This is a genomic window from Agaribacterium sp. ZY112 (genome assembly GCF_041346925.1).
Lineage (GTDB): Bacteria > Pseudomonadota > Gammaproteobacteria > Pseudomonadales > Cellvibrionaceae > Agaribacterium.
On record NZ_CP166840.1, the window covers coordinates 2,730,645 to 2,755,766 of the forward strand.

The window sequence follows — 25,122 nt, forward strand, 5'->3', positions numbered from 1 at the left end:
AAATGGAAACAACGATGACTTTTACAATTTACAATACCGCGACTCGCAGCAAAGAGCCCTTTGAACCTCTTAACCCAGAGCGTGTACTGATGTATGTGTGTGGGCCTACCGTGTACAACCTTGTGCACATTGGCAACGCGCGCCCAGCAGTTATTTTTGATTTATTAAAGCGTGTATTAGATACGCTTTATCCCGAGGTGGTTTACGCGCGTAACATCACCGATATCGACGATAAAATCATGAAAGCGGCAGCTGAAAGCCAGCGTTCAATTGAAAGCATTTCAAATGAATACGCTGATGCTTATGTGGCTGATATGGCCGCGCTTAATGTGTTGCAGCCAACCCTTTCACCTAAAGCGACAGATCACATCCAGCCCATGCTCGATATGATTCAAAGCTTGGTTGATAAAGGCCACGCTTATGCGGCAGAAGGGCATGTGCTCTTTGATGTTCGCTCTATGCATGATTACGGCAAGCTCAGTAATCGCAGCTTAGAAGACATGCTTGAAGGTGCGCGCGTGGAAGTGGCTCCGTATAAAAAATACGGGGGTGACTTTGTTTTGTGGAAGCCAAGTTCCAATGATGAGCCCGGTTGGGACAGCCCTTGGGGCCGTGGTCGCCCTGGTTGGCATCTTGAGTGCTCTGCCATGATCGCAGAGCACTTGGGTGAGAGCATCGACATTCACGGTGGTGGTCGCGACCTTGTTTTTCCTCATCATGAGAATGAGCGGGCGCAAAGCCAGTGTGCTCACGGTGGCAAACAGTTTGTAAAATACTGGATGCACAATGGTTATATCAATATTGATGGCGAGAAGATGTCTAAGTCCTTGGGCAATTTCCGCACGGTACGAGGTTTGTTGGAGCAGTATCACGGAGAGGTAATCCGCTTTGCATTGCTGTCGGCACATTACCGCTCAGAGCTCGACTTCTCAGCCAGTTTACTTGATCAAAGCAAAGCCTCTCTCGATGGTTTGTATACGGCCTTGCGCAGCAGTGCATCGTTGCCGAGTGTTGAGGTTGATATTAAAGAGCATGCCGCTTTTAACGCCTTGCTTGACGATTTAAACAGCGCCTTGGCGATCAGTGAATTACACGCTTTAGCGAAAGAATTAAACCGAGATGGTGAGAACGCGAAACCTGAAACCCGTGCAAGCTTGTTAAAGCTTGGTCAGCTACTGGGGTTATTTTCCGTGGATGCTGAAACTTGGTTTAAAGGTGAAGCCAGCGATGATGACGCCGCTATTGACGCCTTGGTTTTAGAGCGAGATGAAGCAAAGCTTGCTAAAAACTGGGCTAGGGCGGATGAAATTCGCGATGAGCTCAAAGAGCTAGGCATCGTTTTGGAAGACAGTAAAACAGGCAGTACTTGGCGACGCGCTTAATGACTAATTATCGAGCTATTGAGGCTAGGTTTTCACGACTACGTGCAAACAAAATTTTTGAAACCTTTGTGATTGCGGTCATTATATTTTCCGCTTTGGTCATCGGTGTAAAAACCTACGAAATCCCGCCTTTTATTGATAAGTTTGTACGTATCTTAGATTGGGGTATTACCGCCTTTTTTATGATTGAAATCACCATTCGATTTATTGGTGATGAGGATAAAAAACGTTTTTTTACTAAAGGTTGGAATGTTTTTGATACCTTGATCGTACTGGTAAGTATTATTCCGATTGATGATAGTGAGCTTGCGATTGTCGGGCGTTTGGTGCGTATATTCCGAGTGCTCAGGATGGTCAGTATTATTCCTGAATTGCGAATGCTGCTTAATTCTTTGCTTAAAGCACTGCCGCAGCTTGGTTATGTCGCTTTAATGCTGTTTATTATTTTTTATATTTATGCGGCCGTCGGCTCTACTTTTTTTGCCAGTATCAACGAGGTGCTCTGGGGCGATATCGCCATCAGTATGCTGACCTTGTTTAGGGTGATGACCTTTGAGGATTGGACTGATGTAATGTATGAAACTCAAGCGGTTTACCCTTTGAGTTGGACATTCTTTATCAGCTTTATCTTTTTAACGGCTTTCGCTTTTTTAAATATGGTGATTGGTATTGTGGTCAGCGTATTAGAAAAAGAGCAGCGCGCAGCTGAAGAAGATCCGCATGAACGTATTACTAAAGAGTTAAGCGAGGTGCGTGCTGAGCTACGCAGCTTGCAAGACTTATTGAAGCAGCAACACAAATAATCTTTTAGTACTTGGCTGTTTATCGCTGGCTATATTTAAACGAATGTTGAGGTGAAATGTGGGAAAGTTTATTGGTGCTGCCATTGGTTGGTTAACCCTTGGGCCTATAGGCGCTTTTTTGGGTTTTTTTGCAGGCTACTTTTTTGACAAGGGGCGCAGCTCGATTAAACAGAGTTTTAGCCCAGAAGAGCGCGCTAAAGTTGAGCACGCTTTTTTTAGTGCTTTATTTCCTGTGTTAGGCTATTTGGCTAAGGCTGATGGCCGTGTGAGTGAAGCCGAAATTGCCAGCACGGATGAGATGATTCGTCGTATGGGCTTAAGTGAAACTCAGCGTTCGGAAGCCATTACCTTGTTTCAGCAGGGTAAGGCCGATAACTTTGATTTACACGGCGCTTTACACGAGTTTAGTGATGTATGCGGTCGCTATGGGGATCTTAAACGTCAGTATTTAAGCTACCTAATTACCTTGGCTTTTGCTGATGGTCAGCTGGATCCTGCCGAGGAACAGGTCTTAACCCAAGTTGCTTCTCAAATTGGTTTTTCCAATTTTATGTTTCAGCAGTTGCTGGGCATGATCAAAGCGCAAATGGCATTTCGTGAAAAGCAACAAAGCTCTGGTCAGTATCAGCAAGGGGGAGCTTATTCGCAACGCAACTCGGCTTCAGATCTGGCTTTAGCGTATAAGGCATTAGGTGTAGAGCAAAGTGTGAGTAACGATGAGCTTAAGCGCGCCTACCGTAAATTGATGAGTGAAAATCATCCGGATAAATTGGCTGGCCGTGGCTTACCAGAGGCGATGATTAAACAGGCTACTGAGCGCTCGCAAGAGATTCAAACCGCTTACGATCTTGTAAAGAAAAGTCGAAAGTAGGGGCAAAGCGAGTGAATAAGCGGTTAACCACATGTTTTAGTTTGCTTGCTTTTTTTCTGCTTTCATCGTTTGCGCAGGCTTGGTCGGCGCAAGTACACAGACAAATTTCAGATGCGGCTTTTGTTCGTCTGAGCTCAGAGCAGCAGCACTACTATTCTGAGCTACTTAAATACATGCCTCGCCAAGATCTATCTTTTGCAGACTTAAGCGCTTGGGTCGACAGTGTTAAGCGAGATAATCTTGCTGAGCTTTATCAGCAGCAAATCCCCGATTCCTTACGGGCTTTTTCTGCTACTGATAGTTCAAAGTGGCATTGGAGCAATGCTTACCTTGTACGATCCGAAGGTGCTGAAAAATGTAAAGTGGCAAATAAGGGACAGCTTGAAGCGGCTTTTGTGGCCTTGGACTCGGCGCTGAAAAGTGAGCAACTAAGCCCAGAGCAAGAAGCGTTGTCTTTGGCTTTTTATATTCATTTACTCGAAGATGCACATCAACCATTGCATACCGCGACCTTGGTCAGAGCAAATTGCCAAACCGATCGAGGAGGTAATGACTTCTGTTTGCTTAAGCGTGCAGGTCATTGCGTGATGAACTTGCATAGCTATTGGGATTCCGCTTTTAGTGCGGCTAAAGACAGCCGTTTTTTTAACGCTATGCCTTTGCAGGCTGCTTCTTCTTTACCTATGAGTATGCAGATGAACCTTGTGCTTGCTGAAGGTCAGCAGCTCGCTAAGGATGTATATAAAACCAATGAAAACCGCATGCCGCATTCTAACTATCAAAAGTGGGGTGACAAAGTTGCGCGGCAACGTTTAGAAAAAGCCGTTAGCCGTGTTTATTACGCTTTAGATCAGCATTGGCAGAGACAGCAAGTTAAGAACTAAGGTTTGCATTACACAGGTTTAAAAAGGCAATGATGGGCTCTATTAAGCAGAACTGCGTTAACAAAAACAATCATAAAACTCTCGTTATAAGTGGCTGTTCAACAGGCATTGGCAAGGCTGCCGCAGAGCTACTGTCGGCGCGAGGTTACCATATCGTTGCTGGTGTTCGAGACCTAAGTGTAAAAGATAGCTTAAGGCTTTCGGATAATGATGTTGTTTGGCCTTTAGATTTATCCTGCTCTGAATCCGTTCAGGCTTTTGCCAAGCGTGTGATCGAGGAATATGGTGATACTCTGTTTGCATTGTTTAATAATGCCGCTTATGGGCAGCCAGGTGCAGTAGAAGACTTAAGTCGCGATGCTCTGCGCAAACAGTTCGAGCCCAACTTGTTTGGCACTCACGAGCTGACAGCATTGTTACTACCTACGCTTTTAGAAAAAAGTGATGCACGTATCGTTCAAAACAGTTCGATTCTGGGCTTTATTGGCATGCCCATGCGTGGTGCTTATGTGGCTAGCAAATTTGCTCTAGAGGGCTTAAGTAAAACCATGCGTATGGAGCTGTCTGATACGGGTGTAAAAGTTAGCTTGATAGAACCCGGACCTATTCTTAGTGCTTTTCGGGCGAATGCCTTAATTGCCTTGGAAGAAAATATCGATTTTGATAAGAGCCGTCATGGCTGGCGCTATGTCGCTGCAATGGCTCGGCTGAGCAAGAAGGGTGCTACATCTAAATCGACTCTGCCACCTGAGGCTGTCGTAGATAAGCTGATTCACGCATTAGAGAGCCCCACCCCCAAGAAGCACTACTATGTAACCACCCCCACATATGTAATGGCTGTGTTGACCAGAATACTGCCTAGCCGTTGGGTAGATAAAATCTTACTGAAATATGCAAAGGGTGAGTGATAAATTAAGGCTTATCTTCTTTGGTGGAAAGAATTAACTTATTGTCAGATAGTTCCAGGGCAACATCTGAATCAATGGTCATGTGTTCGCCAGCAATGAAGTCGAGATTCCATACTTCTGAGTCTACAGACAGATTATCTCCGCTAATCTCAAGAGTCTTACCATCAACATCTTTGAGGGAGAATGTGTAACTGATCATCTGCTTTTTTATTTCTTCTAAATCCTGGTTTGACTTGTCGGCTGCTTCTTTTATGGATTCAATTTTCTCATGGTCTTTGTAGATGTTTCTCTCTTTCCACCTAATGACAATAGCCATTGTTGAGCCTATAAGAATACCTGTGTACAACAATCCGATGAGGGCCTCACTACCAGCCATTAATCTTGCTGCTGTACTTGTTGGTGTAATCTCCCCATATCCTAGTGTGGTGAATGTGACTAATGAGTAATAGATCATCGTTGGGAGGTTCTTGATATTTTCACCTTCAGGGCCTGTGAGATCTAACTTCAGATACACAAGGGCATAGAAAATGATTATCAGCGGCAGACTCACGCTCATGAGCATTACTAGGCGACCGAATGTACGTGCGATCATATAAGTTAGTGAGGACAATAAAGCCGCGACGAACAACAACGTTATTACCGCATTACGCCCAACTGTATCAGGGAGTGAAAATAGGTCGATTAATTTCATCATAGCCGCCCCTGATGGGACTCCTATTAGAAGCCACAACCATCTAGGATGCTTTCGGTCTTTACTGTCTATTTGAGGCACTTTCGTAACATCTTGATTCAATTGACTTTGTTGTACTCAATTCAACCATAAGAATAAGAAGTTGTGAACAATTGGGTTGTCCATAATTAAAATGGATACGTTATACTCCTGCGATTCGCGGTGCCTACGTCACGACTAAGTTTGCATTGGAGGGTTTAAGCTCAACCATGCGTATGGAGCTGGCTGATACGGGTGTAAAAGTTAGCTTGATAGAACCCGGACCTATTCTTAGTTCTTTTCGGGCGAATGCCTTAATTGCCTTGGAAGAAAATATCGATTTTGATAAGAGCCGTCATGGCTGGTGCTATGTCGCTGCAATGGCTCGGCTGAGCAAAGAGGGGCCTACATCCAGTTCTACGCTGGGACCTGAAGCTGTCGTTGCTAAACTCATTCATGCCCTCGAGAGCCCAAAACCTAAGGCTCATTATTATGTCTGCAAACCAACCATACATTATGGCTTTTCTAACCCGTGTTTTACCTTCTGTTTGGATAGATAAAATTCTATTGAAGTATGCCAAAGGTGAGTGAAGTACAAAACAGTCTGTACTTATAGCACCAGCTTGAGAAGTGATGCTTGATCTTCAGTGCCGAAAGACGATCTGTCATCTAAAGTAACATTTATTTGATAAGCTGGGCTGCTTAAAACGTAATAGGCGCCTATGCTTCCTATAGTGCTGTCTAATATGGAGGTAAGTTGGGCTTGAGGTTTTTAGTTCTTTGTTTATGGCTTTTTGTCATGCCTCAGCCTTCCTCCGCTCAGGTTGATAAGAACCTGAGCATTGCTTTTTATATAGAAAGCGGCAGTCATCGCAAAGCGATTGTGGATCAGATGAACCACTTTCGTAATCTGCACCCTGATATTGAATTGGATGTTCAGCTCTTCCACGGTGAAAAATACCCTCTAAAAGTAGAGCAGTGGTTAGGTAGTGGCAGTGGCCCTGATGTGCTTTATTGGCACGGCGGGCAGCAAATTAAATACTATTCCGACCAAGGTCAGCTCAAAGACTTGGCTGCCTTTTGGCAGAAAAACAACTTCGATCGCTTGTATGCTGGGGCAAGCCGTCAGGCTGTTGAATTTGGTGGCGCCATTTATGGTATTCCAGTTATGCAGCAGCTTTGGGGTATCTTTTACCGAGTGTCATTACTAAAGCAGAAGGGCATAGCCGTACCTGATACTTGGGAATCTATGCTCAATGCCTGCGCTAAAGCAAAAGAGCAACAAGTGAGGCTTTTTGCTTTTGGAGCACAAACTCCGTGGATGGCGCATGGTTGGTTTGACTATTTAAACCTTAGAATCAATGGCTTACAGTATCATCGGGCTTTGCTAAGTGGTGATTTATCGTATTTGGATAAAGGGGTCATCAATACCTTAGAGCACTGGAAGTTACTGCTCGAGCAGGACTGTTTTAATGACAATATCGATGATTTCTCTAGGGATAGCGCTGTTCCTTTAATGTATCACGGGCGGGCTTTAATGATGTTGAATTTCTCCTTGTCGCGAGTTCCTGCAAAGCTTGAGGGCGATTTTGATTTTGCCGCTTTCCCTAGTATTGATCCATCCATTCCTCAATACACACTTGCTCCAGTGGAGGTGTTTATCGTGCCGACTTATGTTAATTGGCGGGCTGAGCTTGAACTTATGCTGCAATTTTTGGCATCTGCAGATTTTCAGGATGGTTTTAATGAGGCAACCCGTGTCGTTTCTGCTAATAAATTCGGAAAAACACCGTCTACTAGATTAACGGCGAGCCAAGCCGCGTATTTGCGCTCATCGCCCGGTGGTATCCAATATTTTGATAGAGATACCCGTTTTGATTTTGCTCAGCATACACCAGAGATCTTTATCGATTTTATGCGTGATAGAGACGTGAAACGCTGTGCGCATAGGTTGGAAAGTCTAAGGTTGAAGGTCTTTAGTCAATAACGTTCCTAGGCGCCTTAAGTTCGTGTGCGCGCATAGTTTCAAAGATGATTAAGCGATGCCTGTCACACGGTTGATTGCTGATATCTCTCATAGCCCCTTGAATAAAGCTTTATAGATCTTGCACTAAAACTAAGCACGTATTTCGCGTAAGATGGCGGCCACCTAAAGTTAGTAGCTAGGAATGCACCATTAAACGGTCTGATTTGGAGTAAGGCAGCTTGAGGTTTTTAGTCTTTTATATATACATCTTTATCCTGTTATCGCCTGCTCAGGTTGTGGCGGAAAAGAGTCTCAGTGCGGGTTTCTACATTGTGAATGGCGATCATCGCCATGCCATTATGGATGAAATGAATCGCTTTCGTAGTTTATATCCCGATATTGACCTAGATCTTCAGCTGCATCACGGTGAAGAATATACAAAAAAAGTAGATCAGTGGTTAAGTCAAGGTAAGGGTCCTGATGTGCTTTATTGGCACGGTGGTCAGCAGGTGAAATATTACTCTGATCGAGGTTTGTTAAAAGATATCAGTGCTTTTTGGAAGGCAAAGCAGTACGACAAGTTTTTTTCTGCTCCGGGCCGTAAAGCCGTTGAGTTTGATGGTGGTATTTATGGTATCCCTGTTATTGAGCAGTTGTGGGGCATGTTTTATCGTGTTTCGAGTATGCACAATAAAGGCATTGCTGTTCCTGATACCTGGGCTTCTTTACTGCAGGCTTGCGCAAAAGCAAAACAGAGCGATGCCACGCTTTTTGCCTTTGGGGCTAGAACACCTTGGATGTCTCACGGTTGGTTTGATTATCTAAATCTTAGAGTTAATGGCCTTGAATACCATCGGGCCTTATTAGATGGCGATATTTCCTTTTTAGATAGTGGGGTTATCTCGAGCTTAGAGCACTGGAAAGAGTTGTTGGATAAAGGCTGTTTTAACGCTAATTTTGATGAATTTACAAAAGATAGCGCGTTTCCTCTTCTTTATCATGAGCGCGCATTTATGATTTTGACTTTCTCTCGAGCGCGCTTGCCGGAGAAGTTCGATGGTGATTTTGCTTTTGCTGAATTTCCAAGTATCAATAAAGACATTCCTCAATACACGGTTGCACCTGTAGAGGTGTTTATGGTTCCTGCGTACGCTCAGTGGAGTGAGCAATTAGAGCTTATGTTGGATTTTTTAGCGTCGGCTGAATTCCAAGAGGGCTTTAATAGCACAAACCGTTTAACGTCGGCGAATAAGTTGAGCCAACCACCCAATGATAAATTGGCCGTTACTCAGGACTCGTATTTGCGATCCTCGCCTGGTGGCATTCAGTATTTTGATAGAGATACCCGCTTTGATTTTGCCCAACACACACCAGAGATCTTTATCGACTTTATGCGAGATAGAGACGTTAAGCGCTGTGCTCAGAGACTGGAAAGCTTGAGGCTCAAAGTTTTTAGTAACTAGCATAATTAACAAAACAGTTAAGCAAAACAGACAAAGAGCTTAGTGCCCCTGTCTGTTTTGTTTATGCCTTTGCTTGCTTAATTTAGGGGGCTGAGTTTGATTAAATCTGCATTCCACTGCCACGCATTTTTTGCTCCTGCGCTGCGTAATCTCAATGTATGAGAACCGGCTGATAGATAAACAGAGTCTACAACAAGCGTGCTTTGGAATTTATCCCAACTGCCATTATTAGCAATACTGGCCTTACCGGCCAAACTACCATCAATAAGGATTTCCGCGTTTGCATTATTGGTGGGGGTTGAGGCTAGCAGAGTGATTTGATAGTCACCGGCTGTCGCGATAGTGAGCTTATAATCGGCCCAGTCCCCCGTTTGGTTCCAGTTAATGGCTTTACCGCCATTGATCGAATAAGTTTGGAAGCCTGCGTGAGTCCCTCCTGTAGAAATGAAGTTTTCAGTTTCAACAAGCATGTCCATGGCTTCATTAGTAATGCTTTTTTCAAATGACCAATGTTGGTTTTGATTGTTGTCGTTACTCTCCCATAGGTAAATGTTCTGACCGTTCGAGCCACCGTTACCGCCATCTATGGAGTAGTTTGGGGCGTTACGTTTTTCAAAACGAGCGTAACCATTACCAATATTCACTTTACGCCAATGTTGGTTGTAGTTGTTATTGGCGCAGCGCCATAGATAAACATTTTGAGCGTTGGCACCGCCATTACCTCCATCTAAGCAGAACTGCGTTCCACTTTTTTGGTATGAGTAATAACCATTACCGCGGTCTATCTCTACCCACTGCTGTTTTTGGCTGTTATCGCTGGCGCTAGATAAAAAGGTATTTTGGCCATTTGCACCACCTGGGCCAGCATCGATAGCAAAAGAGGCTGCATTACGTTTCAGTAAATAAACTGCCTTGGCTATTTCAGGCGCCGAACTTGGACTTGGCGCTGGTGTGGGAGCGTTAGGGCTTGGGGTGGGGCTGGGCACAGAGCTGGGTATTGGGTTAGGAGTACTTGGGCCGCTGATGACATTTGATTCCAGACCACAAGCACCAAAGGTCCCACGTGCATCCGAAGGAATCCATACCGACTTTGAGCACTGTTCATAGTCACAATAATCTCCATCCATTACATCGGGTACCTTGTTTAGATAACCGCTGGTTTGAATATTAGAATATTGAATGCGGTAAGCGCCGGGCTCATGAGGTCTATCGCCTCGCCACAAACCTGCAGCAAAGTCACCCACAGCGGCTATCGCAGGCGCCACGTTCATTTCTTCGTTGTCACCAGCCGCGCCAATTTTGTCTCTTAAATCACAAGGGATAAAACGCTGCATGATGGCTCGAATTTCGGCAGTGTGACCATAGGTGGATTTAATGTTGTCGACAATAGAGTCTTCGGAGAAACTACCTTCAGTTAATCCCATGCCGGCATAGAAGTTTTGATTAACCCAGCCTTTTTCTGTTTTAACTGCAAATTCACAGCTGTTACTGGTGACGTCTCTGACGTCAAAGAAACCTTGGTCGATAGTGTGAGGCATAAGGAATAGGGCAGCCTGACCATCTTGGCAGCTCACATTTCTAGCATAAATCGCATCGATTTTAGGTGTGCGTGAAGCAGGCTGAATTTTATTCATGACAGACCAGCCACTCTCTAAGCGTAAAGTGACACCACCGGTACCTGAAATATCTTTAAATAAGATGTTTTCACCGGCTTGTATTTGGACTAAACCATAACCGTAATGAGTGTTTTCTGCATGCGCATTTTTAATTAAGCCGTTACGAGGAACGTAGTGGTTTGAGTTAACCGTGGTATGACCAAAACCAAAGGATTGAAATTTTGTGTTTTTATCATGAATGTAAACGTTTTCAACGTTAAAGTTTTCAGTTCGGCTAAAGGTAAAAGCAAATACGTTGCCGTTAACTACATTTCTTAAATCAATTTTAAATTGCCCATTAACCCCTGCGATGCTTACATTTTTAACCGTGCTTTTATCAAAATTACCGAAATCAAATATGCTGTAATTACCTGATGCTACATGGCTTGGACGGATTGTCGCTGCAGAGTCTATTTCTAGGCGAACGTCTGATTTCATTTTTACTTTTGCAAATGAATAATTACCCGAAGGGATTTTAATAATGCCGCCTCCAGAAGAGCTGATGTCGTTTATTGCTCTTTGTAAGGCTTGACTGTCGTCGGTTGCAAAGTTGTTATCGACACCGTAGTCGTTGACTAAGTTAACTGAAGCGCTGCTGTGACTGGCTGTGTAGAAGTCACTCTCTTGAAGTGATAGCGCGGATTGTGCAAAGGCTAGGGATAGTGTTGCCGTTGCATATAAGAGGTTGTTTTTAAGTTTTGATTTTATTGGTTTGTTTCTTTTGTGCTTTTCTCTTATGTGATCCTTACTGTTTCTATTTTTCATTTTCATTCCTTATTAATTATTTTTTTAAAGTTTCTGTCTGTTTTGAGTGTTCGGGTATATCCGGTTTGTGTTATGAATTATTGAAGCTGCATTCATATGGGTGAATGTTTGATGTGTTAATCAGTGCTTCAGGTTTGTCTGCAGTGATTAAATAGATGGTTAGTCTAAATACAAAGATCGCTTGCCCTATGTATTTTACTAAAAGTTTCTTGTTTGTCTTTTGGGTGTGTTTGAACTGTGATCAGTTTGGGGGTTTGTTGGTGTTTTATTTTTTCTTTGTGACGCGTTATGTTTGTTAGTTGTTTTTTATGGCGTTTATCTGTTGATATCCTCAGATAAAAGTATGAGGGATAATGTATGGCTGAATTTGAAGAATGTTGTTGATTCTAGACTTGAGATAAATAGCAGGGTTAAGGGCTTTGAATGATTATTGAAGTAATACAATCTTAGATTTATAAAAAACCGAATAAAGTTGGGGCCTTCTTGGCTATGTGAATGTATTTAATCATCTGTTTGATGGTGTTGGGTTAATACCTGTTATTTCTGCTCTTTTGGTGTGGGCTGTTTCCATATCCAAATGGTGACGCCGATGCCAATACTTATAAGTATTAGAGTTACGAATAGCTTTTGAACGATAAGTATAGAAATGAACATACCTACCCAGAGTATTGTGCTAATACGACATTTCAGCGGCATACTTAAGCCTTCGCCACTTTCCCACGCTTTAATAAAGGGGCCGAGTTTGGGGTGGCTATAAAGCCATCGATGAAAACGCTCTGAAGAGCGTGCGAAACACCAACTTGCTGCAAGCAAGAATACCGTGGTGGGAAGTAAGGGTAGGAAGATGCCTAAGACGCCAAGGGCGACACAGATACATCCTAAACTAAGTAATAAGGGCTTTTTCATCGACATATTGGGATCTTACCGCGCTTGCAACAAGCTTAGTCGAAACACATCAAGAAGGTAAGAGTATGAATGCTAAGTATCATGTAGCTTTTATATTTGGACCTTGTGGCGGGGCAAGCTAGTTTAGCTTTGTTGCTGTCTTGAGCAAATAGGCGGGGGGAAGGCTTGATCAGTATCGCCGCTTAAGCGAGTTTATGCCCTCTGGCTCCCATGAATACTATGAATGGGGGCTCAGGAGTCTATACTAGATGGGGCTATTAATAGATAAAGTTATTTCAATGAAAACGTGCTGTATTATAAGTTGCATTATTTGCCTTCTCTCTCTTGGTGCTTATGGGGTTCATGCTGAGAAGCTGGGTAGCAGTTTTGACTTAACAACTCAGGGGCAAAGCAGGGCGGATGCCTTTACTTCTCGTTTTGACATCGCCCGTGTTGATCAAGGCTCTAAAAGGGCAAGTACTTCGGCTAACGCTAAGCTTCACCTTGTACCTGCTGGCGAGTATCTAAATAGCACTTACTTTATTGGGGGCTCGTTGAACGTTTCGGCCCGATTTGATGCCGGTGAAGGTAATGTCATTAGTGATAAGAACAATGGTATTGAATTTTCATTGCGGCGGGTGAGTGACAAATGGGAAGTTATTTCTGAGTTAGTCATCAATGATAAAAAGGCGGTTGGTAAGCGACGTGGCTTATCATCGGTGTCTATCCCTTTACGTGGTATTCTTCCCTCACCTGAGCTTCCTACGGATGAGTTCTATTTACTGTTTGCCCGATTCACTGCATCTAACGGCGTGACCACCAGGGTGCCAGGTATCGCTCCAATTTTTATTGTCGATAATAACGCAACAACAACAGGCAGAAAAACAAAGATAACCACACCGTTACTTGCCGAAGTTGATGAGCTCGAGGAATCCAGTAAGCCTTTTCTTAAACTACAAAATCTTGGCCAATACGCAGAAACCATATACATCTCAGGCGAGTCGATGCATGTATCGGCAAAATTTAATGCAGGAGAAGGGGATGCGGTTGATAAATCTAATAATGGTATTGGCTATTTTCTCCGTCGTGTAGACAGAGATTGGAATATCATTTCGGATATTATTGTTTATGATCGAAGTGTTATTGGTAAGCAGTTTGGGGTGTCTCAGGTATTAATCCCGCTCAGTGATGTCATTCCATCTACAGAACTGCCTAATAATGAGCTGTATTTTTTGTATGCAAAATTTGATTCAACCGATGGGAAAATATACGACGTACCGGGTATTGCACCCATAACGATCATAAAAAACAAACCCTTGACGACGGAGTCCATAGAGCTGGGGCCTGATAGTAAGGGAGCGATGAGTGGTGTTATCAAATCGGACTCGTCTCAACCCAAGGAGATTGTGATTTCTTCTGGCAGTATAAGCTCAGATGCCTTTCTCTATGAGACTCGCTCAAAGGGGCGGCGCTGTGAAGACATAAAAAATTATAGTTCCGCTCAGCTCTATTCACGCGCAGTTGTTGAGTTGATTCTGATTTGTCAGGCGTTTAGATCTGTAGATAAAGATATATCTATTCGTTTTGTTGTTGCCCCAAATTATACCCGCTCCTTAGAGCTTGTTCGAAATGGGAGCGCGCACATGATGGCTGAAAGTGCGTGGGCTGAAGATGTTGATGATGCTGTGTTTTATGCGACAGAACCCGTCATTAAAAAGGGGGAATACTTTAAAGGGGTTTATACCTCCGAAAAAAAGCTTGAAACGATGCAAGTAAAAACTGTAGCTGATCTTCGACGATATACTGCGTTAACACCAACCGACTGGATGGTTGATATTAAAGCGTTGAGATTAATGGGGGTTACAAATAAACGCGATGTTCATTCTTCACAGTCGATTCTTAAAATGATTCATAGTGGCCGAGGAGATTATATGTTGAGTGATTTTACTCGGCAGCATCAAATGGCTATCACCGATGGCGATCAGGTTTTGTACCCAATTCAGGGTATAAAAATTCGCCTCGACTCTGAGAGAGTCTTTTTGGTTTCTAGAAAGTCAGATCCCGACGGTAAAATATTTGAGATGTTAAACCAAGGCATTAAGAATCTTAGGGAAAACTCAGTCATTAAGCGCGCTTTTTTAGAGAGTGGCTTTACTAATCAGGATGTTGAAGATTGGACTGTTATTAATGACTAGCTCTAAGCGCCTAAGTTTGTGTGTAATAATTGAACAGTGCTTTGGCTTTGCTTGGGATGCGTTTTAACTGGGCTTCCGAATAGTATGAATGAGCTAAGCGAGGGGGGGCTAGGTTAGAGCGAGTAAAGCTAGCTGTACTCGCTCAGTACAAGCCCAAACTAGAGTGCTTGAACGTTTTCTGCTTGCGGGCCTTTAGCGCCAACCGTTTCGGTAAAGCTAACTTTTTGGCCTTCTTTCAAGGTTTTAAAGCCTTCGCCAGTAATACTGCTGAAGTGAACAAAAAGATCTGCGCCGTTTTCACGAGAAATAAAGCCAAAGCCTTTGGATTCGTTAAACCATTTAACGGTGCCGGTTTGTGTTTCGGACATGGGTTGTACCTTTCTAAAAATACTAAATAATTTGGTCAGTTGGCTTAGCATGCATCTTTCTCTTTGCAGTCGCCTCGCTCAGCGAGGACATAATAAAAGTAGGGTGTGAACATTATATGACAATATCTAAACGCTTATTGATCTCGCGAATAGGGTAGGCGTGGTATATGAGGCTTGATGGACTCCAGAACATTGCCATAGATCTTAACAACATCGGGTCGAACGCCAACCTGCATGCGCCGTGACAGTAAGGTCATGGGGAATATGCAGTGCTGGGTATCGTCAACACAAACAGCATGAGATGCACCGAGTTCATCCTCGTAAACTCGCCAATCTAAGTGTTTATTTTCATGTGCATAGACATCACCTATGGCGGCACCAAACGCTTGTAGGGTGCCTTTATCAGCGCCTTCAAGATAACCTCGATCGATCATACGCTGAATCAGATAAAGGTCGTTTCGTGTCTGGTGTAGCTGACGCCCAAGCTTGCTTCTGAGTAGATCATCGGCCACAGCACGTTGGCGGTCGAGAAACTGGTGGTTCATCAGGTTTAGCTCTCGGGTTTCTGCTTCTGCTTTTTTTTCTTCGTATTGAGGGCCAAAGGTGATCTGCGCTTGGCTGGCAATTGAGCAAAAGCAAAGAGCAAGAACTGAGCAGTGTTTAGCTAGAGACATGGTTTATCAAATTCGTATGACTGAAGTTATCGTTGGTGTTAATCACGCCAATGTTACTGTTATTGAGCTCACTTGCGCACGATTGGCCGCAACTATGAGCAATAACCTCAACATTAGAGACGAGGTTATCATGATAGTTCGCAACGCGGGTTGATTTTAATGTGGGATTTAGACCTTTTTGCAGTTTTTCGTCTTGAGTCGTGATTCCTGTTGGGCAGGTATTCTGGTGACACTGCATCGCTTGAATACAACCAAGAGAAAACATAAAACCGCGAGCACTGGTGCAGTAGTCTGCCCCAGAGGCCAAAGCCCAGGCGACACTCGATGGGCTGATGAGTTTGCCAGAGGCAATGATTCGTATCTGCTCTTGCAGCTTGTACTTGTCTACGGCTGCTCGTACAAGCGGTAAACTGTAGCGAAGGGGCAGGCCAACAAAGTCCATTAAGGCTTGTGGGGCCGCACCAGTACCGCCTTCGGCACCATCAATGGTGAAAAAATCTGGGCTGTGTGTTTGTGGGCCTCGGCTTATTTTCTCGCATAAGCCATCTATCCACTGAGCCTCACCTAATACAAACTTGATGCCAACCGGCTTGCTAAGCAGCAGCTTTAGCTCTGCGATAAAGCTAAGGAGCTCTTCATCATTGTGGATGTCGGGCTGACGATTGGGGCTGACTGAGGCTTGGCCTTGTTCAATGCCACGAATCATAGCGATTTCGGCGCTGACTTTGTCTGCCGGTAAAATCCCGCCTTTACCAGGTTTAGCGCCTTGGCTGAGTTTAATTTCAAACATTTTTATATTGGCCATAGCATCAAGTTCAAGTAAGCGTTCCTTATTTAAACTGCCATCAGCATGACGAACGCCGTAGCGCGCCGTCCCAATCTGAAAGACAAGGTCACACTTACCTTCAAGATGGTAGGGGGAAAGGCCGCCTTCACCGGTGTTCATCCAGCAGCCTGCTTTAGCTGCACCAGAGGAAAGCGAGAGCACTGCAGCTTTGCTTAGTGCGCCAAAGCTCATGCCACTGATATTAAAAAAGCTTGAAGGTTGGTAAGGCGCAGAACAGTGTGGGCCTATTAAAGGAGGCAGGCTGGGTTTTTGCTCTTCATCTAGAACCGGATAGGGGGAATTAAGAAAAATGGGTAAATTGGTTTTGCTTAAATCATTGCTAGAGCCAAAGGCATTGCTTAGCTTGTCTTTTTTGGCCGCGCGATAGACCCAACTGCGAATGGCGCGGTTAAAAGGCAGTTCTTCCCGATCTAAGGCAAAGAAGTATTGGCGAAAGAACGTACCAAGATGCTCAAATACATAACGGAAGCGACCAACAACAGGGTAATTGTGGCGGATGGTGTGTTTGTGCTGGTTGATATCTACAAAGTACAAAACGATAACGTAGAAAAAACCAAGCACAATGATCGAGCTAAAGGCTAAGGCTAGATATCCAACTAGGGTCAGGGCAAAATGATCGTTCATAATCTATCGCTACATGGTTTGGCTGTATCAATAAGCGCGCATTCTTGCGACTTAAGGGCGCTGTCATCAAGCGATAAAGTATATCGTTTTCTGGCGTGTTTTTCGTTTGCTATATCCAGTCTTTGGCTATTGCTAAATTCGTTAGCTCGTTAGCTGCCGGTCAGGGGCTGTTGTCCTTGGTGGGCGACTTTTTGTGCTTTCTAATACTGCACGTATTCATTAAAACTAGGTAAACCAATGCTATTGCATGAAACAGAGCACTTTTACTTGCTTAATAAACCCTGTGGTATTGCCGTCAATGATGAGGCCGATAGTAAAGGGCTAGTCAGCCTGTTTTGTAAACAGCAGGGCATAGAGAAGGCCCATCCAGTGCACAGATTGGATAAAGCCACCAGCGGTTTATTACTGGTGGCGAAAACGAGCCAAGCTAATAGCCTGCTTAGCCAGTGCTTTGAAAAGAAAACGATAGAGAAACGCTACTTGGCGATTGTGCACTATAAGGCGGGAGCAAAACCAAAAAAGAAGGGCGGTTGGGTCAAGGGGGATATGAAACCGAGCCGTTCTGGTAACTGGAAGCTGTGCCCAACGATGGAAAATCCAGCTCAAACTCAGTTTGTTAGCTGGCCTTTGGGCGAGCGCAGGCGTTTATGTTTATTAAAGCCCTATACTGGTAAGACACATCAGCTACGTGTGGCGATGAAGGCGCTATCCAGCCCTATTGTCGGCGACGAGCGTTATGGTGGGCAGCAAGCTGATAGGCTTTATTTACATGCTTATAGTCTTGAGTTTGAATTGTTAGGCACACCGTATTATTTCCATCTTTGGCCAAACAGTGGTGCGCTTTTTCAAACAGAGACCGTAGCGGCTTTTAACAATAAGGCCTCTTTGCGAGCCGCACTGTGAAGAAACATTGCTCCGTTGTGTTTTGTATTCCCTATTTATTGTCTTTATTACTTCTATCGTTGCTCTTTGCTTGTGATAACAAACAGTCTACTGGTAGTGGTGAGCCTCACTCTTTAGCACAAGCTCAGGCCTTATCTGCTTTACGTTCGTGCTCCGCATGGTACGAGCGCCATGGTTTAAACCTTCGTTGTTATCGGTTTAGGGAGCTCGATAGAAAACACCAAACGCGTGTTGCGATTATCTCTAATGTGCCGCCGACTGAGGCTAAGGCCAATAGGGCGAGCAAGCGATTGAGGCAGGGCAGTAAACCCTTAGCTAAAGAACATACTAATGAGCTTTTGCCAACAGAAGTAAATCGAGTTACCGATGCGGATTCACGTATTTCAAAAATAGGCAAAGAAGAGCGTACTGCTGTCGTTTATATTCCTGGGGGGCCGGGTCAGGGGGCCTTAAGCTCTGACTATTGGTTGCAGCTGTGGTTAGATTGGTACGCAGAGCATCAGCCTAGTTTCGATCTGGTGCTATATGACCCTCCTGCAACCCATGGTTCATCGATTGATTGGCGTTGTAAGCCCTATGAACAGTTATCGTTTAAGTTGCTGGCTTTAGATATCAGTGCTGAAGAAGAAGCCGCCGAGCTCGACCCGGTATTAAATCAGTGCTTAGAGCAGTATCACCAGCGTTTAATTAAGAGTGCTTATGATGAGTCTGGCCTAGCTAGTTTTACAACCAAGCGCAATGTCGATTTTATGTCGTCTTTACTGGATGCACTGCCTTATTCAGCGATTAATCTTTGGGGCGCCTCTTATGGTACGCGTGTGGCGATGTTTGCTGCTGAGCATAAAAAGGTGCAGACACTGATTCTTGAAAGTGCTTTTCCACCGCCACATGGTGGTTTTTTAAGCTTTGTTGAAATGGCGCCAAGGAGCCTAAACTTGCATCAAGACTTGGCTTATCAAAAAATGGGTTCGCATTACGATTATGCTGCTATATATAAACAAGCTCAGCAACAATTAAATCAACAGAGCTTATCTTTTTCTGTGACTCATTGGTCTACTTCCAAACAGGTGAATTTTGTTTTAAACGCTCAGCGCTTATATAACTTGCATATTAACCAGTTGTATAACCCCAGTGACGTTAGGCTTTGGTATACAGGTTTATATGCCATTGCACATGCAAATATTGAGACTGGCAGCCAAGCGTGGATCGAGCTTGCGCAAGTGATAGAGTTGTTTTTAAACAATGCATTTGACCCAGATTTTAATAGTTTGAATTTTATAGCAACCGACTGCCAAGATGCGCTTAAACCACAAAAGGTGACGTTTGAGCGTTTAGCAGCTCAAGACAATTACAGTGGCATGGACTGGCAGTGGTGGTGGGAAAATGATCTATGTGCGTACCCTGTTTTCACGTTGGCGAGTGAAATACAAAAGAATAAGCCCCTAGAAAAACCGGTATTACTTGTGTCTGGTCACTTTGATTTAGTGACACCCAATGAGTGGGCGGAAGAACTGCTCCAATTTTATCCTCGAGCTCAACTTATGTATTTCCCTATGCAGGCGCATACACCCTTATTGGACTGGCCTTGTAGCGCCAATATACTCAGTGCTTTTGTGACTAAGCAGGGTGCTATTGGCAGCCTAAGTTGTGAGCTTCTGGCCACTTATAGCGCAGAGCAGCAGCGTGATTTAAGGGTGGAGTTTAAAAGAAACGACCTTGATGACAATAATGGTTTTTAAATAGGCTTTTTTAGAAGTGGGCTTTGAGTACTTTAAAGCTGCCATTATTGTTGATGTTTTCTACCTTTAAACCTTCGTATTGAAGCTTCTTCTCCATACCGACAAAGGAATTGCATACAAGCCATGCTTGCCCTGTTTTCTTAAGGCGTAAGCTAATGGCCTTGGCAAAATGGGCTGTTAGATCAAGGCTGTGATCTTTGCCCTTATGAAAGGGCGGGTTGCAAATAATAAAATCAAATTCGTCTTTAATATTAAGTGCAGCATCACCAGCCTTGCATTGGTAATTAAAGCCTTCTTGTTTGAATTTATTGACTGTGAAGTTCTGTTCGCAGGCAAGTAGGGCTGCTGAGTTGTTATCGCTTGCCACTAGCTGTTTAAAACCTAAGGCATGTAAGGCAAAACTTAGATGGCCAGAGCCACAGCCTAAATCGAGGGCTTTAGAGTGCTCATCGATATTTATAAGCCTTGTTTTAGCGTTGTCTTTTTCTTGAATTAGGGTGTCGATTAAAAACTGACTGCCTGTATCTACTTTTTTCCAGCCAAAAACACCGGGTTTTGAAAATAGTTGGTAGCTACTGCCCAGTATTTCTAGCTCTTTGATTAAGCGAAGCTCAGGGTAGTTTGCATCATCAAGCGCTTTTGACCCTGTGTGAGCAAGCTTGGTGAGTGTGGCAGAGTAGGCTTCGCCGTCTTTTTTTAAGTTGCCACTAAAGCCGAGCTGCTTTTTAGTTTTATCGACATAACTTTTGATGCCATCATCTTTGCGGCCAAATACGTGCAGTTGGGCATGAGTTAATAAAACCTTGTCGCTAATATTGATCGCACGGTGGCTAACTAATCGCTCTTTACTCACTCGAAAAAAAACATGGTTGAAATGTTGATTGCTTTGTTCGAGTTTCATATCGGCAAAGTGACTATGGATACCTGCTTCAAGCGCCGCGCTATGTGTGTCAAAGCGCATGCTTAACAAATGAAGCTGTGGGTACTTGAGCTTGGCTAGGCTGTTTGTGTCAAAACTTTCATCTGCAATTAAAAGACACCTCGATTCGCTATCTTGGGCAAGTAAGCTTTGTAATTGTTCGAGCAATAAACGATTAACAGAATCCATATTAAAAAAGAGCTACTTCGTCGGGGCTAAGCAGGCGAAACTGACCTGCTTGTAGTTGGGTGTCGAGTTTAAGTTTGCCGATGCTTTCACGATGCAATTTGTCGACATGATTACCAATGGCTGCAAACATGCGTTTGACTTGGTGGTAGCGGCCTTCATATATACTCAAGCAGGCTTTTTGTGCATCAAGGCGTTTAAGTGTTGCAGGGGCTGTGAGTTCTTTGTCACCGTGTAGCTGTAAACCTTGCTCAAACAATTGTTCGGCATCATCACGCAGTGGCCGGGCGAGATCGGCAATATAGGTTTTTATACACTCTGTTTTTGGGGAGCAAATTCGGTGATTCCACTGGCCGTCGGTTGTTAACAGTAATAGACCTGTGGTGTCTTGATCTAAGCGCCCAACAATACTGAGTTTGGCTGTGTGGGCTTTTAAGAGCTGCTCGCTAATTGTGTTTGCATAGCTGTTTTCGGCTCTAAGTAGATCAAAAACACAAGGCTGTTGAGCATCTTTACGTGCGCTAACATAGGCCTTAGGCTTGTTAAGCATTAAGTAGAGTTCCCCCAGGGGATTTATGCGTTTTTGATCGAGCTCGATTTGGTTTTGTTCAGGTGCGATGTGTTGCTTGGCGCTGCGGCAGATGTCGCCGTCGAGGCTGACACGACCTGATTTGAGCGCTTGCTTGACCTCGTTACGGCTAAGGGCCGTATTCGAGGCCAAGTATTTATCTAAGCGCACGCGGGAAATTAGCCTAAAAAGCCTTCGCCGCTTTCAACGCTTTGGTAGATGAGTGTATTGATAGTCATCGGACCGACACCTCCTGGTACTGGGGTGATGGCACTGGCTTTGTCTGCAAGAGGGCCAAGCTCAATATCACCTACACCACCTGGGTGGTAGCCAGCATCTACAACAACCGCACCTTCTTTAATCCAGTCGGCTTTAATGAATTCGGGTTTGCCTACGGCACCAACAATGATGTCTGCTTGGGCGATGTGCTTTTCAAGGTCTTGAGTGCGGCTGTGGCAAATAGTCACAGTGGCATTGGCGTTAAGCAACATCATCGCCATAGGTTTACCTAGAATAGGGCTGCGGCCAACAACGACGGCGTGTTTGCCTTCAAGAGGAATATCGTAGGCCTCAAGTAGGCGCATAATGCCAGCAGGGGTGGCACATCCGTAGGCTTTTTCACCCATGGCCATACGGCCAAAACCTAAACAGGTGACTCCATCAACGTCTTTACGTGCGTCAATCGCGTCAAAACAAGCGCGCTCATCAATTTGAGCGGGCACAGGGTGCTGCAATAAAATACCGTGCACGGCATCGTTATTGTTTAGTTCATCGATTTTGGCCAATAACTCGTCGGTTGTGGTTGTTTCTGACATTTCAACACGAATACTTTCCATACCAATGCGTGAACATGCGTTGCCCTTCATCTTTACATACGTGGCCGATGCCGGGTCTGCGCCTACAAGTATGGTTGCCAAAATAGGGGTACTACCACTGATTTCGGCTAGCTTTTGTACGCGTTGGCTTAATTCTTCTTCGGTCTTTTTGGCCAGTGCCTTACCGTCGAGTATAGTTGCCGTCATGGGTTCTACCTTAGCTAGTCATTTTGCTCGGCATTTTCCCACAGCTTAAGCGTGAAACAAACAAGCTTTTATATAAGAAAACCGTCTTTTTGTTTGTAAAGTGAGCAAAGTGTTTGCTGGATAACTGCTTCTTAATCTGTATGTCTTAAAAGTTTAAAAAACATAAAAAAAAGATAGAGGAGGGCGTTGACGAGTGAAAAACTCGTCGGTATAGTGCGCGTCTCTTGTTTAGGGGGCCTCGGTCTTCTAGCTAGATAGCTCGGAGTGTAGCGCAGCCTGGTAGCGCACCTGCTTTGGGAGCAGGTGGTCGGGGGTTCGAATCCCTCCACTCCGACCATTTTCGATTTACCCAGATCCGTCGAGCGCCCGTAGCTCAGCTGGATAGAGCAACGGCCTTCTAAGCCGTCGGTCACAGGTTCGAATCCTGTCGGGCGTGCCATCTGGCATCCCATCGAACTTCAGGGTAAACGTAATGCATGATAAGTGCATATCTATGGTGGCTGTAGCTCAGTTGGTAGAGCCCTGGATTGTGATTCCAGCTGTCGCGGGTTCAAGCCCCGTCAGCCACCCCATTTATACCATTCTCCCCTCTGTTATCTACTTCTGTTTATCGTCTCAGATTTATTCTACTTAGTTTCTATTTCTTTTTAGTTTATTACTCGCCACTGAATGTTGCTGCTTGTATATAAACAAATGCTTGGTTTTGTATGTTTAGGTCTTGATTATACTCGGCGATTACAATGCTTCTTCTGCTTGGTGGTGAATGCACCGGCATGATAGCGGCTAAATGCCGCCAACTGGCTCGACGGTGACCGGCAGTGTGGAGCGTAAGCCTCTTCCTTTTTTGTGTCTCGACTAAGCTAAGAATAAGTCAATTCACTAGGCAGGGAAGCCATGAAGGTAACTAAAACTATGCGTAAAGGGCAGCAGGGCGCGCGTCGCTTTGAGAGAAAGTGGGGCGATAGGCTTGTTGCCGTTCGCTATCGCTACGATGCCAGCAGTAATGAAACCGTCACCACCGTTGAGTTAGAAGTTGAGCGTAGAAAAAAGACACCCAGCAACTTAAACCTTCACGGGCCACTTAGTGCACAGAGAAAATCAGTCGTCGCCATCCGTGTGCACTACCGCGAGCGCGAACTACGCCAAAAAATAATGGCCAACAAGGCTGTTTGGAGCCCCCAACTAAAACTGTGGTTGTTGAAATACACAGACGCAGTGGCTTTAGCTCTATGCGATAGAATAGTTCACGGCGCTGCTGAGGTGTGTCAAGATGTGGATACAAGTTTTATAGAATGATGTGGGTATATCTACATATATGGTGGTCAGATGTAGCCATTTATTCCTAGGTGTGGGTATGTGTGTAGATGTGCCTATGCGTTCTAATAATATTGTTATGTGTACCTATAAATGACCACCGAGCCACATGTAAAAGGTAAAAATACACTCGCAGGGTTCTACGGCGCGTCAGCATCTAGCGTAGCTTTTCTATTGGTGCTGGTTTACGTCGCTCTTACTCCTGTAGTTCCGGGAGACGATGGATCAATTCGTGGCGCCGCAATTATGGTTGGTTTTATACCTGCGGTTTGGGTTGTATTGTTCCTCTACTTTTTTTCCATTAGCTTTAAGTCGACTAATAGGCTCAAATTTGCGTTAATATTTCAGTCTATCTGGGTGGCATGTCTTTCGTGCTTACTTGCATATGTTGCCTTAGATCACGAGGGCTGGTCTGTTGCACTCCCAGTGTTTGCATTAACGTTTACTATTTTATCCGCAATAGTTGGTATTGGGGCGTGGTGCAGTACTTTTGCAAAGTAAAACACATAACAAGGTTATCAACCAGCACCCGTAAACGGGCTGGACCTCCACTGCGTCGTTTAAAGTGTGCTTTAATAGCACACTTTAACGACTCCGTTCCGGCCGGTTATAACGGCGTTAAATGCCTATGAAAATATTCGTACTTTTTTTGCTTTTTGTTTCATTTAAAACATGGAGCTGTATAGAATTCTCAAAAGAACAAGTTAATGTAAATTTGCCTCCTAACTCAACGGATGTAGTTTATAGTGGCGATAATCATAATACGCGAATTCACTTTTTGACATCTCCGATCGAATTCGGAAAGTGGGCAAGTGTTTGCGGAATCAAAATGGAAGGCATTCGAAACGGTCTATTTCATCGTACTTCAAAAGGGGATGCAACGGTATCAGTGTTCTTTCCCGATGATACTGATATGGCTTGTATTACTATTGGTAAAGATGAAACACCGGTAAACGAATACTTAAAAACAGGGTTCAAGTGCAGCATTTAACAAGGCGCTCAAACAGCAACGCACCTACGGCGCGTTGCTTCGGACTCACATTAGCGTGGTTCGCTACGCTCACTTTACCACGCTAACGTTCGCCGTTTAGCTTGGCGTTATACGACATTTGTCCTATGAGTATTTTCAAAGCAACTGTTATTTGTTCTATCGTTTTTTCACAGGTAAGTTTTGCTAATCAATATTGCATCGATATCGACCCAATTAAAACAGAAGCTCCTAAATACCCTTTAATTGAAGCCCCCTCAGGGCACCAGGGATTCGCTACTATTAGTTTCGTTATTGGAAAATCTGGCGAGGTCACATCCTCTAAAGTCTTAGAGGTTCACTCTGAACCAACACCAAGATTCGCAGATAGCTTTGGTGAATCGGCTCTTAAAGCCATAGGAGCATGGAAATTCAACCAAAGACAATTGCCCTGTAAGGCTGAAAAAAAGTTCATTTTTAGACTAGCGGATTAATCGTATAACAA

General features: G+C 44.2%; 24 protein-coding genes and 3 tRNA genes. 18 read left to right on the plus strand and 9 right to left on the minus strand.

Annotated features, from left to right (window positions below):
- Window positions 1-14 precede the first annotated feature (14 nt).
- From cysS to AB1S55_RS11800, 5 genes are read left to right on the plus strand one after another with little or no spacing between them, the layout of a single operon-like run.
- A complete protein-coding gene (cysS, locus tag AB1S55_RS11780) occupies window positions 15-1,382 on the plus strand; it encodes a cysteine--tRNA ligase (RefSeq protein WP_370978381.1) in 1,368 nt (455 codons plus the stop codon).
- Window positions 1,382-2,185: an ion transporter gene (locus AB1S55_RS11785; protein WP_370978382.1), complete on the plus strand. Its 804-nt coding sequence runs from the start codon at window positions 1,382-1,384 to the stop codon at window positions 2,183-2,185. Before cysS ends, AB1S55_RS11785 begins: the two co-directional genes overlap by 1 nt.
- A gap of 58 nt (window positions 2,186-2,243) precedes the next feature.
- On the plus strand, window positions 2,244-3,056 hold the full coding sequence (djlA, locus tag AB1S55_RS11790; RefSeq protein ID WP_370978383.1) for a co-chaperone DjlA: 813 nt from the start codon (window positions 2,244-2,246) through the stop codon (window positions 3,054-3,056).
- Window positions 3,057-3,067: 11 nt separating this feature from the next.
- Window positions 3,068-3,940, plus strand: a complete 873-nt coding sequence (locus AB1S55_RS11795; RefSeq protein ID WP_370978384.1) for a S1/P1 nuclease — start codon at window positions 3,068-3,070, stop codon at window positions 3,938-3,940.
- A 29-nt stretch (window positions 3,941-3,969) separates the two neighbouring features.
- Complete coding sequence (locus tag AB1S55_RS11800; protein ID WP_370978385.1) at window positions 3,970-4,848, plus strand: SDR family NAD(P)-dependent oxidoreductase; 879 nt, start codon at window positions 3,970-3,972, stop codon at window positions 4,846-4,848.
- 4 nt (window positions 4,849-4,852) lie between these two features.
- Here AB1S55_RS11800 and AB1S55_RS11805 read toward each other — a convergent pair whose 3' ends face one another.
- A complete protein-coding gene (locus AB1S55_RS11805; RefSeq protein ID WP_370978386.1) occupies window positions 4,853-5,542 on the minus strand; it encodes a potassium channel family protein in 690 nt (229 codons plus the stop codon).
- 245 nt (window positions 5,543-5,787) lie between these two features.
- Here AB1S55_RS11805 and AB1S55_RS11810 point away from each other — a divergent pair, with 245 nt between their 5' ends.
- From AB1S55_RS11810 to AB1S55_RS11820, 3 genes are all read left to right on the plus strand, one after another.
- Window positions 5,788-6,117 (plus strand): hypothetical protein, encoded by a 330-nt coding sequence (locus AB1S55_RS11810; RefSeq protein WP_370978387.1) that lies wholly within the window; start codon window positions 5,788-5,790, stop codon window positions 6,115-6,117.
- A gap of 239 nt (window positions 6,118-6,356) precedes the next feature.
- Window positions 6,357-7,544 (plus strand): ABC transporter substrate-binding protein, encoded by a 1,188-nt coding sequence (locus AB1S55_RS11815; protein ID WP_370978388.1) that lies wholly within the window; start codon window positions 6,357-6,359, stop codon window positions 7,542-7,544.
- Window positions 7,545-7,819: 275 nt separating this feature from the next.
- On the plus strand, window positions 7,820-8,986 hold the full coding sequence (locus AB1S55_RS11820) for an ABC transporter substrate-binding protein (RefSeq protein ID WP_370978389.1): 1,167 nt from the start codon (window positions 7,820-7,822) through the stop codon (window positions 8,984-8,986).
- Between the two features lie 77 nt (window positions 8,987-9,063).
- Here AB1S55_RS11820 and AB1S55_RS11825 read toward each other — a convergent pair whose 3' ends face one another.
- On the minus strand, window positions 9,064-11,406 hold the full coding sequence (locus tag AB1S55_RS11825) for a carbohydrate-binding protein (protein ID WP_370978390.1): 2,343 nt from the start codon (window positions 11,404-11,406) through the stop codon (window positions 9,064-9,066).
- 537 nt (window positions 11,407-11,943) lie between these two features.
- Entirely contained in the window at window positions 11,944-12,318 is a 375-nt protein-coding gene (locus tag AB1S55_RS11830; RefSeq protein ID WP_370978391.1) for a YbaN family protein, read from the minus strand.
- A 242-nt stretch (window positions 12,319-12,560) separates the two neighbouring features.
- Here AB1S55_RS11830 and AB1S55_RS11835 point away from each other — a divergent pair, with 242 nt between their 5' ends.
- A complete protein-coding gene (locus AB1S55_RS11835) occupies window positions 12,561-14,486 on the plus strand; it encodes a hypothetical protein (RefSeq protein ID WP_370978392.1) in 1,926 nt (641 codons plus the stop codon).
- A 158-nt stretch (window positions 14,487-14,644) separates the two neighbouring features.
- Here AB1S55_RS11835 and AB1S55_RS11840 read toward each other — a convergent pair whose 3' ends face one another.
- The 3 genes from AB1S55_RS11840 to AB1S55_RS11850 form a co-directional block, all read right to left on the minus strand.
- The gene (locus AB1S55_RS11840; protein WP_370978393.1) at window positions 14,645-14,854 is read right to left on the minus strand and encodes a cold-shock protein; all 210 of its coding nucleotides are present in this window, start codon (window positions 14,852-14,854) and stop codon (window positions 14,645-14,647) included.
- A gap of 134 nt (window positions 14,855-14,988) precedes the next feature.
- The gene (locus tag AB1S55_RS11845; RefSeq protein WP_370978394.1) at window positions 14,989-15,528 is read right to left on the minus strand and encodes a DUF3806 domain-containing protein; all 540 of its coding nucleotides are present in this window, start codon (window positions 15,526-15,528) and stop codon (window positions 14,989-14,991) included.
- Entirely contained in the window at window positions 15,515-16,999 is a 1,485-nt protein-coding gene (locus AB1S55_RS11850) for an FMN-binding glutamate synthase family protein (RefSeq protein WP_370978395.1), read from the minus strand. The genes AB1S55_RS11845 and AB1S55_RS11850 overlap by 14 nt, the downstream gene beginning before the upstream one ends.
- Before the next feature lie 237 nt (window positions 17,000-17,236).
- Here AB1S55_RS11850 and AB1S55_RS11855 point away from each other — a divergent pair, with 237 nt between their 5' ends.
- Together AB1S55_RS11855 and AB1S55_RS11860 are read left to right on the plus strand one after the other, a co-directional pair.
- Entirely contained in the window at window positions 17,237-17,902 is a 666-nt protein-coding gene (locus tag AB1S55_RS11855; protein WP_370978396.1) for a pseudouridine synthase, read from the plus strand.
- Window positions 17,899-19,641: an alpha/beta fold hydrolase gene (locus AB1S55_RS11860; RefSeq protein WP_370978397.1), complete on the plus strand. Its 1,743-nt coding sequence runs from the start codon at window positions 17,899-17,901 to the stop codon at window positions 19,639-19,641. Before AB1S55_RS11855 ends, AB1S55_RS11860 begins: the two co-directional genes overlap by 4 nt.
- A gap of 10 nt (window positions 19,642-19,651) precedes the next feature.
- Here the strand turns inward: AB1S55_RS11860 and AB1S55_RS11865 are convergent, their stop codons facing one another.
- Genes AB1S55_RS11865 through folD form a run of 3 tightly spaced genes read right to left on the minus strand, consistent with a single transcriptional unit; the run spans window position 19,652 to window position 22,336 of the window.
- Complete coding sequence (locus AB1S55_RS11865; RefSeq protein WP_370978398.1) at window positions 19,652-20,749, minus strand: class I SAM-dependent methyltransferase; 1,098 nt, start codon at window positions 20,747-20,749, stop codon at window positions 19,652-19,654.
- A 1-nt stretch (window position 20,750) separates the two neighbouring features.
- Window positions 20,751-21,485: a pseudouridine synthase gene (locus tag AB1S55_RS11870; RefSeq protein WP_370978399.1), complete on the minus strand. Its 735-nt coding sequence runs from the start codon at window positions 21,483-21,485 to the stop codon at window positions 20,751-20,753.
- Window positions 21,486-21,493: 8 nt separating this feature from the next.
- Window positions 21,494-22,336 carry a bifunctional methylenetetrahydrofolate dehydrogenase/methenyltetrahydrofolate cyclohydrolase FolD gene (gene folD, locus AB1S55_RS11875; protein ID WP_370978400.1) on the minus strand — a complete coding sequence of 281 codons (843 nt, stop codon included), beginning with the start codon at window positions 22,334-22,336 and terminating at the stop codon, window positions 21,494-21,496.
- Window positions 22,337-22,596: 260 nt separating this feature from the next.
- Here folD and AB1S55_RS11880 point away from each other — a divergent pair.
- The 7 genes from AB1S55_RS11880 (at window position 22,597) to AB1S55_RS11910 (ending at window position 25,111) form a co-directional block, all read left to right on the plus strand.
- Window positions 22,597-22,673 (plus strand) — tRNA-Pro (locus AB1S55_RS11880).
- A gap of 25 nt (window positions 22,674-22,698) precedes the next feature.
- A tRNA-Arg gene (locus AB1S55_RS11885) sits at window positions 22,699-22,775 on the plus strand.
- A 57-nt stretch (window positions 22,776-22,832) separates the two neighbouring features.
- Window positions 22,833-22,908, plus strand: a tRNA-His gene (locus tag AB1S55_RS11890).
- Between the two features lie 322 nt (window positions 22,909-23,230).
- Window positions 23,231-23,632 (plus strand): hypothetical protein, encoded by a 402-nt coding sequence (locus AB1S55_RS11895; RefSeq protein ID WP_370978401.1) that lies wholly within the window; start codon window positions 23,231-23,233, stop codon window positions 23,630-23,632.
- Between the two features lie 111 nt (window positions 23,633-23,743).
- Complete coding sequence (locus AB1S55_RS11900; protein WP_370978402.1) at window positions 23,744-24,151, plus strand: hypothetical protein; 408 nt, start codon at window positions 23,744-23,746, stop codon at window positions 24,149-24,151.
- 127 nt (window positions 24,152-24,278) lie between these two features.
- On the plus strand, window positions 24,279-24,641 hold the full coding sequence (locus AB1S55_RS11905) for a hypothetical protein (protein WP_370978403.1): 363 nt from the start codon (window positions 24,279-24,281) through the stop codon (window positions 24,639-24,641).
- A gap of 125 nt (window positions 24,642-24,766) precedes the next feature.
- A complete protein-coding gene (locus AB1S55_RS11910; protein ID WP_370978404.1) occupies window positions 24,767-25,111 on the plus strand; it encodes a TonB family protein in 345 nt (114 codons plus the stop codon).
- Window positions 25,112-25,122 lie beyond the last annotated feature (11 nt).